Here is a 16042-nt window from a genome sequence, read left to right as displayed (position 1 = left end):
ACAGCTATCGCGGCGGATATTACCCGCCGGAAATGCGGTGAAACGCGCACGACAACGGCCCTCAGCGTGCCGCACACCATTGACCGACCGACCGTCGGTCGGTAGCCTCTGGCTCGGAGGTGCGCTGTGCGGCAGGTGAAGAAGCCGGAAATCCGTAAGGCCGAGATCGTGGACGCGGCACTGCGCAGTTTCGCCGAGCACGGATACGACCAGACCACGGTGGAATCCATCACCACCGCTCTCGGCGTAGCGAAGGGGTGCTTCTATCACCACTTCACCTCGAAGGAACACGTGTTCACCGAAGCGGTAGCGGCGCTGGCCGATCGGCTGTGCGCGACCTATCTCGAGCTCTTGCAAGATGATTCGGCAACGCCCCGCGATCGACTGCTGGCCTACATCGATCACGGCTACGCGCTCACCGAACACACCGCACCCGGACTGTTCACGGCGCTGCACGGAGATCGCTTCCGGGATATGCACCACCGCGTCGTCGAGCAGGTTGCCCGCACACTGCGGCCGGTACTGCGCACTCTGCTCGCGGAAGGATCGGCCCTCGGCGAATTCCGCGTCCGGACTCCCGAATTCACCGCGGTGGCGCTGCTGGGGGCTCTGCGTGAACTGCATGAGGTCTATGCCGACCGCCCCGGCCTCGACCTCGCCGCGCATCGCGACGAGCTCCTGGATCTGCTGGAGCGAATGCTCGGCACCGAATTCCCAGGACGCCGAAAAATCTAGGAGAGGCCGATGACGACTCTTACGGTGGAATTCGACTCCGAGGGCACCAGATGCGCGGGCACGCTCTACCGCGCTGACGACGGCCTCCCGGAACGACCCTGCGTCGTGCTGTGTCCCGGATTCGGCGGCACCGAGGACACCCCCGCACTCGTCGCCGCTGCCGAGGCATTCTCCGGCGCTGGATTCGCGGCGCTGACCTTCGACTACCGTTCCTTCGGGAAGAGCGCCGGTGAGCCACGGCAGGTCGTCGACATCAAAGGCCAGCTCGCCGATATCCGCGCCGCGATCCAGTTCGCCCGCAGGCATCCCGCTGTCGATGCCGAGCGCATCGTGCTGTGGGGTACGTCCCTGGGTGGCGGCCACGTCGTCACGGTTGCCGCCGACGACGAGCGGATCACCGCGGTGATCGCCCAAGTGCCGTTCAACGGTTTTCCGAAGCAGGCCGAAGGACGGTCGGCGGCCGCGACGCGCGCACTGCTACGGGTGATGGTGGCCGACTGGTTGCGCGGAGTGTTCGGACTGCGGCCGCATTACATACCTGCTGTCGGCCCCGCAGGCACGCTTGCCGTCATGACAGGCCCCGACGCACAACGCACCATCGCGGCGATGGACAGCGCCACGTGGCGCAACACCGTCGCGCCACGGGCCTTGCTGACGATGATGCGCTACAAACCCGGCGACCACGCACCCAGACTGCGGATGCCGCTGCTGGTGTGCATCGGGCAGAACGACCGGGAAACCGCCGCGGCCGACACCACCGAACTAGCCCGCCGCGCACCGCACGGCGAACTGCGCACCTATCCGTTCTCGCACTTCGAGATCTACCGGCCGGGCAACCGCGAGGCCGTTGTGGCCGACCAGGTCGCTTTCCTCGAACGCATCCTCGCTCCGGCCTGACCTCCGGCCCTCGCGCATGTCCTCCGGGTCCCCCTGGAGGACATGCGCGACGGGAGAACCTGCTCAGGCGTTCGGGCCGTACTCCTCCAGCATCTCGGTGACCAGCGCCGCGATCGGCGACCGTTCACTGCGGGTCAGGGTGATGTGCGCGAAAAGCGGGTGGCCCTTCAACTTCTCGATCACCGCGGCGACTCCGTCGTGCCTGCCGACGCGGAGATTATCGCGCTGGGCCACGTCGTGCGTGAGCACCACCCGCGACCCGGTTCCGAGCCGGCTGAGCACCGTGAGCAGCACATTCCGCTCCAGGGACTGGGCTTCGTCCACGATCACGAAGGAATCGTGCAGCGATCGTCCGCGAATGTGGGTCAGCGGCAACACCTCCAGCATGTCGCGGCTGAGCACCTCCTCCATCACCTCGCGGCTGGCCAGCCCGTCGAGCGTGTCGAAGACCGCCTGCGCCCAGGGGCCCATCTTCTCGCTCTCGGTGCCGGGTAGGTAACCGAGCTCTTGGCCGCCGACCGCGTACAGCGGACGGAACACCACCACCTTGCGCTGGGTGCGCCGTTCCAGCACCGCTTCCAGACCCGCGGTCAACGCGAGCGCGGACTTGCCGGTGCCGGCCCGGCCACCGAGCGAGACGATGCCGACGCTCTCGTCCAGCAGCAGGTCGAGTGCGATGCGCTGCTCGGCGGAGCGGCCGTGCAGCCCGAACGCCTCGCGCTCGCGCACCAATTGCACCCGCTTGTCCGGAGTGACCCGGCCGAGGGCACTGGAGCTGGACCCGAGCAGCCGGATGCCGGTGTGGCAGGGCAGTTCCCGGGCTTCGTCGAGATCGATCACCGACTCGGCGTAGAGCTGATCGATCCGCGACGAGCTGACGTCCAGCTCCACCATGCCGGTCCAGCCGGAGGTGACCACGTCCTGGGCGTGGTATTCGTCGGCGTGCAAGCCCACCGCACTGGCCTTGACCCGCAGCGGAATGTCCTTGGACACCAGAACCACTTCGCGGCCCTCGGCCGCGAGGTTGAGCGCACAGGCCAGGATCCGTGAGTCGTTGGTGTCGGTGCGGAAGCCGACCGGAAGGACCGCGGGATCGGTGTGGTTCAGTTCCACCTGCAACGTTCCGCCCTCGGTGCCGATCGGCACCTGCTGATCCAGCCTGCCGTACTGCAGGCGCAGATCGTCCAGGTTGCGCAGCGCTTCCCGCGCGAACCAGCCCAGCTCGTGATGGTTTCTCTTGGCTTCGAGTTCACTGATGACCACCAGAGGTAACACCACGTCGTGTTCGCCGAACCTGGTGAAGGACCATGGATCCGACAGCAGGACGGACGTGTCGATGACGAAGGTTGTGCCGGGTAATTGCGAGGGGCGGGCCCCCTTCGCGGCGGCTCCGCCTTTCGCGGAGCGGGAGTTCGCCGAGGGAGCGGAAACGGAGCGTGCAGCAGTCACGGTGGGCTCCTCTGTGTTCGTGCGGCACTCGCACGAACGATCGCACTGGACCGGTCCGTCCTGATGGACCCGACGTTGCCGTCAGGTGCCACGAGGGCCGGGTGCCGGCCCCCTCGTACTGAGTAGCTCAGTCACGGCCAGGACCTCCCGTACGAGCCACACCGCCGCGGCCCGCACACCCGACGCTACCTGCGAACCCCGCTTCCGCGCTCGCGGACGGATGGGCAGGTCCGTGAATTTGTCGTAAACCGGAGCGTCACGAGCGCTCAACGCAGCAGGTCGAGCAGTACCGTGACATGGCTGTGCGCCGGATCCTGTACGGCGGTGAGCAAGGTGACCGGACCTTCGGTGGCCAGGGCGCGTAATTCCCGCAAATCTTGCTGAGCCTGCGTTGCGGCGAGTTCGTCCCGGTAGCGGCGCGCGAACTCGGCGGCGCGGGCATCCCGGTCGGCGTGGAACCAGCGCCGCAGATCGTTGGACGGGGTGAGTTCCTTCGGCCAGCGATCGACCCGCGCTTGTGCCTTGCTGATCCCGCGCGGCCAGAGGCGGTCGACCAGGACTCGGGTGCCGTCGTCCGGGTCCGGCGTGTCGTAGACGCGCTTCACTTGGAAGCCGGGCGGCGGTTGGAGTGTCATGGCAGTCATCGCAGCACGGCATCGCGACCGTGGCGAGATACGCCACGCGGTCGCTGTCGCCGGATCGGGCGGATAGAGTCGCTGGTATGTCCGGTAACGAGGATTTGGAGAAGCTGTCGTCGAAGGAGTTGCACGACCGAGCGATGAAGTTGGCCGTGCGGCGCGGTGATGTGAAGTTCCTCTGGCGGCTGCTCACCTCGATCCCGGCCGCGGAGGCCGCCGCGGGCAATGTCGGCGAGAGCGAGGCGGACATCAAATATGTGCTGCCCATGATCGACGACTACATCCACGGGGGCGACAGCGCGGTCGCCGAGGTGTTGCGGCCGGTCTACCTGGAGTACCTGACCCAGCACTCGTCCTGAGTCCGGGTCAGCCGCGCCGGGTACCACGCGTCAGTGCCGCGCGCCCGAGGCCGACGGCCGTGCCGCGGAGGAAGTTCTCCCAGCTGAAGTGGTCGTGCCACAGGATGATTCGGCCGTCGCGTAGCTCGAACGTGCCTGCCACCCAGAACCCGATGCGCACCGGCCCGAAGCGCAGGTAATCGGTGCGGTCGGTGAGCACGATGTCGCCGTCGGCGGCGATGTGGTGCATGTCGACGCCGAATCCGAGCCAGTCGCGGCGCAGGCCGCGCAGCACGCCGCCGACCCGGCGGACGCCTTTCACATCGGGCAGCGAGGTGTTCTTCCAGACGATGTCCGGGTGCAGCAGGTCGATCGCCTCCTCGGACGCGCCCAGTTCCAGCGCGGCGAAGAACTCCCGCACCGTGGTGATCGAGTCCTGTTTCAGATCGGGTTCGTCGGTCATGGCCCGAGCCTAAGCCGCGCCGGTCAGCGACGGCGCGCGATGAGCACGGCAAGTCCGTCGAGGACGCGCCCGATGCCGAACTTCAGTGCGCCTTCCCCGCCCGCGGCCGCACCCTCCTCGGCGAAGGCGGCGGCCGACTCCGGGTAGCGCTCGGCCGCGGCGGCGACCAGGTCGGCGAACTGTCCCGCGATCTGTTTCTCGAACGCCTCGTCGTCCATCACGCGCACCTGCTGCACCAGACTGCGCGCGTGGCCGGTCAGCAGGACGATGGTGTCCAGGCGTTCGGCATTGGTGAGTCCGGTCCCGGCGAGCGCGCCGAGCGCCGATTCCATCCAGCCCATCTCGTTCGGGCCGATCGGCCGAACCCCCACCGACACCTCCAGTGACCAGGGGTGTTCGCGGAAGCGCTGGTAGAGCGTTTCGCACCAGGAGCCCAGTTGGCCGCGCCAAGGCTCCTCGGCAGACATCGCCCCGGCCGCCGCCATCGCCGGGGGCGCACCGAGGGCGGCGTCCAACATCAGCGCGACGAGCTCGGCCTTGCCCGGCACGTAGCGGTACAGCGACATCTTCGTGAAGCCCAAGCGCTCGGCCAGCCGCTGCATCGACAGGTTGGCCAAGCCCTCCGCGTCGGCGAGCGCGATCGCCTCCGCGACGATCCGCTCGAGCGACAGCGCGGGTTTCGGCCCGCGCTTGGGGCGCTGCTGGGTGCCCCAGAGCAGTTCGATGGCGGTCGGTGCCGGCATGACCGAATCCTTCCGGAGAACGCCTTGACGTGAAACTGTGTCTACCATACGCTAATCTGCGTCCAACGGAAACAGATTCCATCGGACGCAGATTTTCCTCAGGAGACTCCCATGCGCAACACCACCGTCCTCATTTCCGGCGCCAGCATCGCCGGGCCCGCGCTGGCCTACTGGCTGCATCGCTACGGATTCGCCGTCACCGTCGTAGAGCGCGCTGCCGCCTTGCGTCCCGGCGGGCAGGCCGTCGACTTCAAGGGCCGCACCCACCGCACCGTCCTGGAGCGGATGGGCATCCTCGACGACGTCGAAGAACGCAGGACCGGCACCACCGACACCGTGTTCGTCGACGAACGCGGCAGCCGGCTCGCCCTGATGTCGGGCGATTTCACCGGCGGCGACGTGGAGATCCTGCGCGGCGACCTGTCGGAGATCATCCACCGGCGCACCGCCGACCACTGCGAATATCTGTTCGGTGATTCGATCACCGCGCTCAGCGAGACCGGCGACGGTGTGCACGTCGAGTTCGAGCACGCGCCCGCGCGCACCTTCGACCTCGTCTTCGGAGCAGACGGCATTCATTCGCGGGTACGGGCGCTGACTTTCGGCCCGGAGCGGGATTTCGTGAAGCACCTGGGGTACTACTACGGCGTCGCGGGCGTGAGCCCGTGGAGCACGAAGACGACCGGACCGCGGGAGCGAGCGACCGCCTACGCCCACAACGCTCCCGGGCGGCTCGCCATCACCGGCGGCCCGAAGGCGCAGCAGATGTACATGTTCGCGTCCGCCGAACTCGACTACACCCGCGACGACAGCGCCACCCAGCGGCGCATTCTCACGGAGGCATACGCCGACGTGGGGTGGGAAGTGCCCCGGATGCTCGCGGAGCTGGCCAACTTCGACGACGTCTACCTGGACTCGATCAGCCAGGTCCGCATGGCGGGCCGCTACACCAAGGGACGCGTCGCGCTGGTCGGCGACTCCGCGTACGGAAACACGCTGGGCGGCTTCGGCACCGGGCTCGCCGTGGTCGGCGCGTACGTCGTCGCGGGGGAATTGGCGCTGGCCGACGGCGATCACATGGTGGCCTTCGCCCGCTATGACGAGATCATGAAGCGGTACGCGAAGATCGCGGGCAACAGCAACGTCGGCCCCTTCCTCGCTCCGAAGACCGCGCTCGGCATCAGAATGCGCAACTGGTTCCTCGGGTCTCGGTTGTTCGGCCTGATGGCGAAATACGGCGACAATGCCGCCGACGACGTCGACCTGCGGAACTACCCGGCTCTCGTCGGCGCGCGGGATGCGAGCTGAGAACTCGTCACCCGCCTTGACATCGATCGGACTCGGCACGCTCACCGCGTTGCTCGACACAGAACCGCAGTTCGCGAGTGCCGCATCGCCAACGCGGAGTGCCGCGGGGCGTCGACCCGGGGAGTCCGTTGTGTTTCGATGGAACCGGAGCGGGATGGGACGCGTCTATAAGGTCAGACAGCACTGACGGAAGGGGCGGCGATGGTGGACAGTCCGTTTCCCGGTTACATCGAGGCTGCGAAAACCGGGGCGTTGCAACTGCGGATGGACCCGCAGGGGTTCGTCGAGATCGACCGTGCGTGCAGGAGTTGATCGATGCGCTGGTGGCAGCGCAAACCGATGTACGCGAACTCGGTGAGCGACAGTACTGGGGGCTCGGCGAAAACAATCCGCGGTTGTCCTCCGCTATCGAGTTGGTCCGCCTGTTCCGGGAGAAAGCTTTCGGCGGCCCGAACAACGCCTTCGACGCCCTGACCGACTACATCTCCATGACGCAGGAGATCCAAGCCATGTTCAAAGCCATGTGCGATACCTACGTTCGCACCGATGCGGAATTCGCGGCGGCTATGCGGGAGCTCCACGTATGAGGCTCGGAACAGCCGCTCGGGGAACGGGTTTTGCAGTGGGTGCGGCTGGTGTCGTCTTGCTGGCCGCGTGCGGCCAGGCCACGCCTACCGACGCACCGACGTCGACCGCTTCAGGAACCGCCGGTGCTGGGCCGAGGCCGTCCAGCGGAGCGACCTCGGAGGCGGCGTTCGATCCCTGCACGGCACTGACGCCTCAGCTTCTCGCCCAGCACCAGTGGGACGCCAAACCGCCGGAGCCGAAACAGGACAGCCAAGGCGGCGTCACCTGGAAAGGATGCCGCTACGTCGCTCGGTCCGGCTACGGCTTCGTCGTCGAGACGACCAACGGCACCCTCGATCAGGTTCGAGGAAAATATCCTGCTGCCGTGAACATCTCGGCGGGCGGCCGGAAAGCCGTGCGCTACGAGGCCCGTCCGGATGTTCCCGGTGGCTGCACGATCAACGTCGAGATGGCCTCCGGCTCGCTCTACATTCTCACCAACGTGCCACAGACCTCGGCGAACAAGAACCTCGTGGCCTGTGATATCGCCACCGACATCGCCCAGACAGTCGCACCGCTGCTGCCATCGGGCAGCTGAACATCGGGGGAAGCGCGATCATGAGACAGACCGACGGCCGAGCGATCACCAATCCGGAGAACGCCCAGAGTTTCTCGCACGCCGAGATCGAACAGGCGGCCGACGCGATGAACCCGGCCGAACTGGGCGGTGCGTTCGACGCGTGGGCGGGTATCGCGGCGGCGGTGACGAACGCTGGGCAGGAGTTCGAAACCGCGATCAAGAAAGCGGTGGAACAGCATTGGGAGGGTGCGGCGGCGGAGAGCGCGGTGCGCGCCGTACGGGACTACGTGGCGCGGGTAGGGGAATTCGGTGAGGCATTGGGCGCCCAGAACGGGCCGCTGTCGGCGGCGGCGAACGCGGCGGCGAAATTCAAGGTGTCGGTGCCGGACGTGCTGGACACCTCCGGCAATCCGGCCGATCCACAGCAGCGCAACTTGCGGGAGGAACAAGCCCGCGACGAGATGAACACCCAGTACATCCAGCCGTACGGGACCACAGCACCGGGCATTCCCACCCTGCCGCCACCCATCGGACCCGCCGCCGCGTCATCGGGCGTCGAGGCCGGAAGCGGCGCGGAGATCGCAACCAGCGTCAGCCCGCAGGCGCTGTCGAACGGCACCGGCGCCAGCGACACCGCCTCCTCCGAGGACACGTCCGCTTCCGAGAGCAGCGGCTCCACCGGCGGGAGCGACGCGGAAGAGAACCCGGGCGAGCAAGCGCCGCCGACATCCGAAAACGTTCCGGAGACTGTTGCTGCCCAAGCAGTTCCACAGAACCAGGACATCGGGACGTCGACAACGGCGGCCACCACGACGAGGTCTCCAGCATCCCCCCTCGGCACCCCGATCGTGCCCACCACGCCACTGCCGACGACACCCGCCACCGTCACTCCGACCGCCCTCAACGCGACGCCGAGCAGGCCGGGCACGCCCGGTCCCCTCGGTCGGCCGGGTGTCACGGGAGACTACGACAATCAACCTCGGCCAGGTACCTCCCGCGCCGCACCGCCCATCGCCCCCGCGGCGTCGGCGACACCAACCGCCGTGCCGGGCCGCCCCGGTGCGCCCGGCTTCCCGGGGTACTCGGGTATGGTCCCGCCCGGTATCCGCGGCCGGGGCGCGGACGACGACGAGCACAAATCGCCGAAGTACCTGCGCACCGAAGAGCACGCGAAAGAGTTGCTCGGCGAAGTGAAGCCGACGGTGCCGCCGGTGTTCGGAGAGCAATGATGGCGCGATGGACACTGTCGGCCGAGCAGTTCGCCGCGGCGTGGTTCGGTACCGGCCTGGACCGTATGCCGTTCCCGTTCCGGTTCACCAGCCGCTTTCCCGGCTTGCACGAGTACCAGGCTTACCAGCAGCAGTTCCGCGCCGAGCTGGGAGGTGACGACCGGCTGCCGCTGCGCACGGCGATCACCACGCTGGCCAGGCCCGATTGGCGCATCGAGCTGGTCGGTTACGACAACACCCGCGACGGCATCGAGCTGCGCGCCATCGCCTGCGGCACCCGCACCGGCTCAGGTGTGCTCGCCGAGCAATCCCCAGGGCCGGACGGTGGCCGAGTCCGGTTGCGCCGCTGTCGAACCGACCAGCTCGCCACCGAATTGGTGCGCCTGCTGCCGGACAACCCGGCCGGCACGGCGGGTGAGAAGAGCTTTCTGCTCGATGACCTCAATGACGATCGGCCCGATCTGCTCGGCAGCGCGCCCGCCAGTCAGGTCAAAGAACGCTACCGGCGTTTCTGGCGCCAGTCGTGCACCACGCGTGGCACCGCCGTCGTGCTGCTGGGCCCGCGCAACGCGGAACCGCTGCGCACCGGCCGCCTGCGCTGGATCGACACGCCCGACGGCCGCTACTGCGAGGTTCCGGCCAACCGCGCGCTGATGATCCGCCCCGGTACCAGCGGGGATATCGCCCGCTACCTGGACGAGGCGATCGTGCGCGCCAAGGCCCGCATGGATCGGTAGTTCCGGATCGCCGACCGGACTCGTAGTTTGGGGCTATGCGAACTCGGGACGAAATCGAAGCATTTCTGGACGAGTATCAGCAGGCGTTGAGCTCGTTCGACGCCGAACGCTCGGCCGCGCTGTGGGGAACGCCGGGCACCATCGTGAGCGACGGATTCGTCGGCTCGCTGCCCTCCCGCGGGGAGATAGCGCAGGGGCTGCGGCAGTCCTATCCCTTCTATCGAGCATTGGGGCTCGCCTCGGTCGACCACACCCTGCTGGGACAGGTCGAACTCACCGAGCGCATCACACGGTTGCGCGTCCGCTGGCACTTCTTCGACAACGCGGGCGAACTGCTCACCGACAGTGACTACGAATACCTGCTGCGTCGCGACGATGACCGCGCGCTGCGCGTCTATGTCGCGGTCGCGATCGACGAAATGCGGAAGCTGACCGAACTGGCCGCCGCCAAAGGCATCGACCTACCGGGTTCCTGATCATCGCCCCGTGTGACTTCGCGCCACATCAGTGCTCATCGATCCCGCTCCGCACATCCGATGGATAGCACCGGATGTGCGAAGCGTAGTCGGGTCAGCCGAGGAGGCGCCAGTCCTCCAGACCGTCGTACAACGGAACGTCCTTGGCCAGCTTGCTCACCCGGGCCCGGAGCGAGTCCAGGTCCGCGGTACCGGCCAGCGCGCTGGCGATGATGTCGGCGACCTCGGCGAACTCGGTGTCGCCGAAGCCACGGGTGGCCAAGGCCGCGGTGCCGATGCGCAGGCCGGAGGTGACCATCGGCGGACGCGGGTCGAACGGAACGGCGTTGCGGTTCACCGTGATACCGATCTCGTGCAGCAGGTCTTCGCCCTGCTGGCCGTCGAGTTCGGAGTTGCGCAGGTCGACCAGCACCAGATGCACGTCGGTGCCGCCGGTGAGCACGCTGATGCCCTTGTCCTTGACGTCGGCGGCGGTGAGGCGCTCGGCGAGGATCTTCGCGCCCGACAGGGTGCGCTCCTGCCGGTCGCGGAACTCCTCGGTTCCGGCGATCTTGAAGGCGACGGCCTTGGCGGCGATGGCGTGCATGAGCGGCCCGCCCTGCTGGCCGGGGAACACCGAGCTGTTCAGCTTCTTGGCGTACTCCTGCTTGGCCAGGATCAGGCCCGAGCGCGGGCCGCCGAGCGTCTTGTGCACGGTCGAGGACACCACGTCGGCGTAGGGCACCGGCGAGGGGTGCAGCCCGGCGGCGACCAAGCCGGCGAAGTGCGCCATGTCCACCCACAGGTAGGCGCCCACCTCGTCGGCGATCGAGCGGAACGCCGCGAAGTCCTGGTGGCGCGGGTAGGCCGACCAGCCGGCCACGATCACCTTCGGACGCGCCTGCAGGGCGATCTCGCGCACCTCGTCCATGTCGACGCGGTGGTCTTCCTTGCTCACCCCATAGGAGTGCACCTCGTAGAGCTTGCCGGAGAAGTTCAAGCGCATGCCGTGGGTGAGGTGACCGCCGTGCGCGAGGTCGAGGCCGAGCAGCTTGTCGCCCGGGTCCATCAGCGCCATGAGCACCGCGGCGTTCGCCTGTGCGCCGGAATGCGGCTGCACGTTGGCGAATTCGGCGCCGAACAGCTCCTTGGCGCGGTCGCGCGCCAGGGTCTCCACCACGTCGACGTGCTCGCAGCCGCCGTAGTAGCGCCGACCCGGGTAGCCCTCGGCGTACTTGTTGGTCAGCACGCTGCCCTGCGCCTGCAGCACCGCGCGCGGCACGAAATTCTCGGAGGCGATCATCTCCAGGGTGTCGCGTTCGCGGGCGAGCTCGCCTGCCATCGCGGCAGCGAGCTCCGGATCGAGCTCACCGAGAGACTGGGAATTGACAGAGGCGGTCGTCTGCGTCACGGACTCAGTCTATGGGCCCAGGGCTAGGGTCTCGAGCAGGGGGTTCATCGCTCCCGGTCGGGCGAGGATCGCCCGGCTGTCCAGTCGTGACGTGCGACACGTCGGATAGATAGTTCTCCAGCAGTTCTGCACCACCCTGCTCGACTCGGTGATGGGTTGCGCGGTGCACAGCACGCTGGAAGCGGGCGTCGGCCACGTCGGCCGCACCACCGCGACCGCCGAGGGAAGGGTGGTGGACGAGAAGGGCCGCTTGGTCGCGCACGCCACCACCACCTGCGTCATCTTCCGCGGTGACCGCTGACCCGAGGAGAAGCGCAATGCCCGAACGCACCCCGCGCGCCGCGGTACGCAAGTTCCGCCGCGAGCGGCTGCTCGGCCGATACCTGCTCAATCCCGCCGTCGCTCTGCTGGCTCGTCTCGGCATCCGCTCGTCGCTGATCGCCGAAGTGGAAACCACCGGCGCGAAGTCCGGCCGTGCCCGGCTGGTGCCGGTCACCGACACCTGAGCCGCACCGGGCGCAGGAAAAACCGCATCAACCGGAGAGGATGGGTGCCCCCGAGAGCGGGGACCCGATTTCATGGGGCTCTACGAGCCGTAACGAGAACCAGCGGTTCGAGCGGTTTCCCTGGTGACAGCTATTAACGACCACCTAGTGGAGGAACAACCATGGTCGGCTTGGTCTCGGTGCCCAACTCTCCCGTCGAGGCGCTGCTGCGCACCCTTTCGCTCCTGCTGTGCAGCATTTCCTCGGGCGGACAGGGCTGCGCCGTCATCCAGTAGCACTCCGAAATGGCGTGCCGGCGGAGCCGGGCACGTGTCGTATCCGTCGTTCAGGCCGCGGCGCGCACCGCGCCCGGCGTGAGCGGTTCGTCGAGCAGCCTGCGGAACCGGTCGACCCGGTCGTCGGCGTCGACCGCGCGATCGAGCCATCCGCCCAGCAGTCGATATCCCTCGACATAGGTGGAGATGTAGGCCCGCCACAGCGGGGAGGAGAGGAACCGCAGCGACTGCCGCGCCCGATCCGGCGTCACCAGAGTCCAGGTCTGCAAGAACTCCGCCACCTCGTCGTGGGTGCGTCCCCGGTCGTGGAGCAGCAGCGCGGCGTCCTGGCGCACACCCAGCAGCTTGGCCGAGGCGTTCGAAAGTCGTTCGGCCCGTTCGCCATCGAAGCGCAGGCCGAGGTCGGCGTAGATCTCCTGCGCCCACTTCCCCCAGCCCGGCCCGACGACGGAGCGCAGCGCCAGATCGGCCAAACCTTCCGCCATCAGGCACTGCGGCGTATTCACCAGGAACAGCGTCTGCTCGGCCTGCCCGTCGGCGACCAGCCCCGCCTCCTTGCGGCAATGCTCGGTGTGGTGCCCCGGGTACGACTCGTGTGCGATCAGCTGCGGCAGGTGTGCCATGTGCTGTTTGAGGTCGGAGTTGATCGCGACCCGTGAGTGGTAGTTGCCCAGGTAGTAGTTGAATCCGGACCAGGGCTTGTCCCCGACCACCTCGTAGGTGACGTGCTCGTGGTCTGGCAGCGGGTAGCGAGCGCGGACCAGTTCCCGCAGCGCGCTGGAAAACGCCTCGACGCAGACCGACAGCCGCTCCGGTGGGATCTCGTCGGCCTTCCGATGCGCGGCCATTCGCTCGGCCAGGAGGCCGTCTCCCGCGAGCACCTCGTCCATCTGCCGGTGTGCGTCGCGGTAGTCGGCCACGTCGCCGGGGGCGATGTCGACGTCGAAGTAGGCCCAGACCTCCTCGACGAACCCGATCTCGTCTCCGGCGAACTTGCGGGCGGAACATTGCAGCGCGCGCAGGTGCACGTCGAGGAATTCCGCGCGCTGCGGCGACAACCCGGCATCCGGCACCGCGGCGCGCAAGTCGGCGGCGCGGCGGGCCAGCTCGCGCGGCTGCGGCGCCGGCGCGTTCTGCACCGCGCGGCGCAGCGCGGGATCGCCGGTGTAAGCGTCGACGAACCCTTCCTCGAGCCGATCGAAGGCGAGGCCGAGCCGCAGGTATTCGGTGACGAGTGGATGCGCTTCCATGCCCGCCGACATTAGCGCGGAAGGCGGGCGGTCACAGTACAGGGCGTCCAGTGCTGGATCGTCAGTCTGGCTCACCGACGGCGGCGGCGATCTCGTGGAACGATTCCCGCAGGATGTCGGTGTAATCGTCCAGGGCGGGGATGATCTCCGGATCACAGGCCACGGAGACGGTGAAGCTGTCGCGCACGCCGACGAACGAGTGCGCCAGGCCGATGTCCGGGTATACCGGCGGCAGCATGCCCGCGAAGCGGAAAGGCTTGCCCAGCAACGACCATTCGGCGGTCGGCTCGCACTTGATGCTGGTCAAGATCGTATGCGCGACGGCGGGCATCGCGTCGGCGGGCGGGAGCGTGCCGTACCTCGCCCGGTACGCGCGGCTCGGGAGCAGGTCGACCAGCTCCAGTCGAGTGAGTTCGCGGCGGCTCGACGCCGAGTGGCGGCGTACCCGCAGGCTGGCGTCGACGGCCCGCGCGCGGCTAGCGAGATCATTTTCTCCCGGGAACAGGTCGACCACGTCGGCGCCCACGTGATTGACCCCCATCACCGACGCATCGGGCACCGCGATGGTCACGAATGCCGCGAGATCGTCCGGGCACGCGTCCTGCTTTTCGAGATAACGCTGCATGGCGCGCGAGATCGCGGTCAGGCCGACGGACGTCACGGTGATCCCAGGTGCCCGGACGGCCCCCAATGCCAACGGAAACGACCGCATGACGCGTCCAGGACCGATCCGCTGGTTGAGCACCGTCCGGCTGCGCGGTGGCGTGCTCGGCCCGCTGTCGTCGCCGTCTCGGGCGATCCGCCGGTTCTCGGCCCCGACCCGGGCGTTGAAACGCAGCACCTGGAACGGCCATCGCAACACGCCTCCCACGGCGGCGAGCCCGAGGCGCATGCCCAGACGCTTCGCGGCGGGCCCTTGCCCCTCGATCCGGACGGGTGCGGGCGCCGACGCGAACAGCGCTTCCGACAGCGACGTCATGGCCGGGCCCGCCATGAGCGCGTGACTGACGTGCATCATCACCACGGTGCCCGCACCGCTCAGCGTCGGTATGCCGGATACGCCTGGGAAGACGTGCAGCTGCCATGCGCTGACCCGGGCATCGAGCGGTCGCTCCAGAATGCTCCCCATCTGGTCGAGACACCCCGCCCAGTCCAGGTCCGCCGCATGGGTGACGACGTGACTGTCCATCGGACTGTCGTCGACGCCCCAGAACGGATGCCCGAACCCGCCCGGCACGTCGTGAATCCGGCGGCGCAGCGGTTCCAGCACTTCGGCACGTTCGCCGATGTGGCGGGCGATGTCGGCGGCCTCCGGCGGCGCGCCGGTCTCGCTGTCGAACACCCACCACATCGGCCAGTCGGTGACCCGCCCCGAGCGAACGAAGTAGTAATAGGAGGCATCATTGGCCACCAGCTGTGATTCGCGCATCCTGCTGCTCTCGTCGATCTCGGGTTTGCCGCACTCTATCGCCGGAAGGCCGAAATCGCCTGTCCGCCTGTGGAACCAGTGCGAAGTCCGCGCCAGGCGAGCTGTTCGATCAGCTGCGGGTCAGTTTCGGCAGCCGGAAGCGGCGAGCACGCGGCGCGGGCGCGCTGACCTCGGACAGGGCGGCGTATTCCGCGTCGGTGAGCGAGATGGTTGCGGCCGCGATGTTCTCTTCCAGATGCGCCACGCTGGAGGTGCCGGGGATGGGCAGCAGCACCGGAGAGTGACGCAGCAACCAGGCAAGCGCGAGCTGGGACGGGCTGGCGTCCTCGCGCGCGAAGGTGTCCAGGACACCACCGGGGCGGGCGAGTTCACCGGTGGCCATGGGGAACCACGGGATGAAGGCGATGTCGTTCGCCTCCGCGTACTCGAGCAACTCCTCCGAGTCCCGGGTGGCCAGGTTGTACAGGTTCTGCACCGAGACGATGTCGACGATCTTGCGGGCCTGCTCGAGCTGGGCGACGGTCACCTGGGAGAGGCCGATGTGCCGGATCTTGCCCTCTTCCCGCAGCAGCGCCAGCTCACCGAGTTGGTCGGCCAGCGGCACCTTCGGGTCGATCCGGTGCAGTTGGTACAAATCGATGCGTTCGAGGCCGAGGTGGCGCAGGCTCAGTTCGAGCTGCTGGCGCAGGTATTCGGGGCGGCCGACGGGACGCCAGTCTCCGGGGCCCGGCCGGGTCAGGCCGCCCTTGGTCGCGATGACCACGTCGTCGGCGTACGGGTGCAGCGCCTGGCGGATCAGCGTTTCGCTGACGAACGGACCGTAGGAATCCGCGGTGTCGATGAAGGTGACACCGAGTTCCACGGCGCGGCGAAGGACGCGCACAGCCTCGTCCGGATCCTTGGGGTCGCCCCATACACCCTCGCCGGTGATCTGCATCGCGCCGTAGCCCAGGCGATGGACCGGGAGGTCACCGCCGAGGGCAAAGGTACCCGAGGCGGCGGCGGGACGTGACTCGGCTTGTGTGGTCATGC

17 protein-coding genes and 2 pseudogenes are annotated in these 16042 nt (G+C 67.9%); 11 read left to right on the top strand and 8 right to left on the bottom strand.

Translation table 11 applies throughout. The annotated features are described in order from the left end of the window. The first annotated feature begins 126 nt into the window (after nucleotides 1–126). The gene (locus AB0M45_RS15670) at nucleotides 127–735 is read left to right on the top strand and encodes a TetR/AcrR family transcriptional regulator (RefSeq protein WP_364328438.1); all 609 of its coding nucleotides are present in this window, start codon (nucleotides 127–129) and stop codon (nucleotides 733–735) included. A gap of 9 nt (nucleotides 736–744) precedes the next feature. Further along, on the top strand, nucleotides 745–1632 hold the full coding sequence (locus AB0M45_RS15665) for an alpha/beta fold hydrolase (protein ID WP_364328436.1): 888 nt from the start codon (nucleotides 745–747) through the stop codon (nucleotides 1630–1632). Between the two features lie 63 nt (nucleotides 1633–1695). Here AB0M45_RS15665 and AB0M45_RS15660 read toward each other — a convergent pair whose 3' ends face one another. Together AB0M45_RS15660 and AB0M45_RS15655 are read right to left on the bottom strand one after the other, a co-directional pair. Beyond that, entirely contained in the window at nucleotides 1696–3081 is a 1386-nt protein-coding gene (locus AB0M45_RS15660) for a PhoH family protein (RefSeq protein WP_364328433.1), read from the bottom strand. 266 nt (nucleotides 3082–3347) lie between these two features. Next, nucleotides 3348–3716: a DUF488 family protein gene (locus AB0M45_RS15655; RefSeq protein WP_364328430.1), complete on the bottom strand. Its 369-nt coding sequence runs from the start codon at nucleotides 3714–3716 to the stop codon at nucleotides 3348–3350. Nucleotides 3717–3802: 86 nt separating this feature from the next. Between AB0M45_RS15655 and AB0M45_RS15650 the strand changes: the two genes are divergently transcribed. Continuing rightward, complete coding sequence (locus AB0M45_RS15650) at nucleotides 3803–4078, top strand: hypothetical protein (protein ID WP_364328427.1); 276 nt, start codon at nucleotides 3803–3805, stop codon at nucleotides 4076–4078. Nucleotides 4079–4085: 7 nt separating this feature from the next. Here the strand turns inward: AB0M45_RS15650 and AB0M45_RS15645 are convergent, their stop codons facing one another. Continuing rightward, entirely contained in the window at nucleotides 4086–4520 is a 435-nt protein-coding gene (locus AB0M45_RS15645; protein WP_364328424.1) for a limonene-1,2-epoxide hydrolase family protein, read from the bottom strand. A 23-nt stretch (nucleotides 4521–4543) separates the two neighbouring features. Beyond that, a complete protein-coding gene (locus tag AB0M45_RS15640; RefSeq protein WP_364328421.1) occupies nucleotides 4544–5263 on the bottom strand; it encodes a TetR/AcrR family transcriptional regulator in 720 nt (239 codons plus the stop codon). A 111-nt stretch (nucleotides 5264–5374) separates the two neighbouring features. Here AB0M45_RS15640 and AB0M45_RS15635 point away from each other — a divergent pair, with 111 nt between their 5' ends. From AB0M45_RS15635 to AB0M45_RS15610, 6 genes are all read left to right on the top strand, one after another. Further along, complete coding sequence (locus AB0M45_RS15635; RefSeq protein ID WP_364328418.1) at nucleotides 5375–6571, top strand: FAD-dependent monooxygenase; 1197 nt, start codon at nucleotides 5375–5377, stop codon at nucleotides 6569–6571. Nucleotides 6572–6870: 299 nt separating this feature from the next. Then, nucleotides 6871–7158, top strand: a complete 288-nt coding sequence (locus AB0M45_RS15630) for a hypothetical protein (protein WP_364328417.1) — start codon at nucleotides 6871–6873, stop codon at nucleotides 7156–7158. Nucleotides 7159–7193: 35 nt separating this feature from the next. Beyond that, a complete protein-coding gene (locus tag AB0M45_RS15625; RefSeq protein ID WP_364328415.1) occupies nucleotides 7194–7736 on the top strand; it encodes a DUF3558 domain-containing protein in 543 nt (180 codons plus the stop codon). 20 nt (nucleotides 7737–7756) lie between these two features. Further along, entirely contained in the window at nucleotides 7757–8947 is a 1191-nt protein-coding gene (locus AB0M45_RS15620) for a hypothetical protein (RefSeq protein ID WP_364328412.1), read from the top strand. Further along, nucleotides 8947–9684, top strand: a complete 738-nt coding sequence (locus AB0M45_RS15615) for an ESX secretion-associated protein EspG (protein ID WP_364328409.1) — start codon at nucleotides 8947–8949, stop codon at nucleotides 9682–9684. Before AB0M45_RS15620 ends, AB0M45_RS15615 begins: the two co-directional genes overlap by 1 nt. 35 nt (nucleotides 9685–9719) lie before the next feature. Next, complete coding sequence (locus AB0M45_RS15610; protein WP_364328406.1) at nucleotides 9720–10160, top strand: nuclear transport factor 2 family protein; 441 nt, start codon at nucleotides 9720–9722, stop codon at nucleotides 10158–10160. Between the two features lie 94 nt (nucleotides 10161–10254). Here the strand turns inward: AB0M45_RS15610 and glyA are convergent, their stop codons facing one another. After that, on the bottom strand, nucleotides 10255–11550 hold the full coding sequence (gene glyA, locus AB0M45_RS15605) for a serine hydroxymethyltransferase (RefSeq protein ID WP_364328403.1): 1296 nt from the start codon (nucleotides 11548–11550) through the stop codon (nucleotides 10255–10257). A 127-nt stretch (nucleotides 11551–11677) separates the two neighbouring features. On the opposite strand from glyA, the pseudogene AB0M45_RS15600 reads away from it, so the two are divergent. Both AB0M45_RS15600 and AB0M45_RS15595 read left to right on the top strand, forming a co-directional pair. Next, a pseudogene (locus tag AB0M45_RS15600) lies at nucleotides 11678–11851 on the top strand (thioesterase); the annotation flags it as partial. A 16-nt stretch (nucleotides 11852–11867) separates the two neighbouring features. Further along, nucleotides 11868–12047, top strand: a pseudogene (locus tag AB0M45_RS15595) (nitroreductase); the annotation flags it as partial. A 334-nt stretch (nucleotides 12048–12381) separates the two neighbouring features. Here the strand turns inward: AB0M45_RS15595 and AB0M45_RS15590 are convergent. The 3 genes from AB0M45_RS15590 to AB0M45_RS15580 form a co-directional block, all read right to left on the bottom strand. Continuing rightward, nucleotides 12382–13581: a DUF885 domain-containing protein gene (locus AB0M45_RS15590; protein WP_364328400.1), complete on the bottom strand. Its 1200-nt coding sequence runs from the start codon at nucleotides 13579–13581 to the stop codon at nucleotides 12382–12384. 61 nt (nucleotides 13582–13642) lie between these two features. Further along, nucleotides 13643–15010, bottom strand: a complete 1368-nt coding sequence (locus AB0M45_RS15585) for a wax ester/triacylglycerol synthase domain-containing protein (protein WP_364328398.1) — start codon at nucleotides 15008–15010, stop codon at nucleotides 13643–13645. Nucleotides 15011–15119: 109 nt separating this feature from the next. Further along, complete coding sequence (locus AB0M45_RS15580; protein ID WP_364328395.1) at nucleotides 15120–16040, bottom strand: aldo/keto reductase; 921 nt, start codon at nucleotides 16038–16040, stop codon at nucleotides 15120–15122. Nucleotides 16041–16042 lie beyond the last annotated feature (2 nt).

This window comes from Nocardia sp. NPDC051787 (genome assembly GCF_040681325.1).
Classification (GTDB): Bacteria; Actinomycetota; Actinomycetes; order Mycobacteriales; family Mycobacteriaceae; genus Nocardia.
This window is presented reverse-complemented; position numbering and strand designations above follow the sequence as displayed.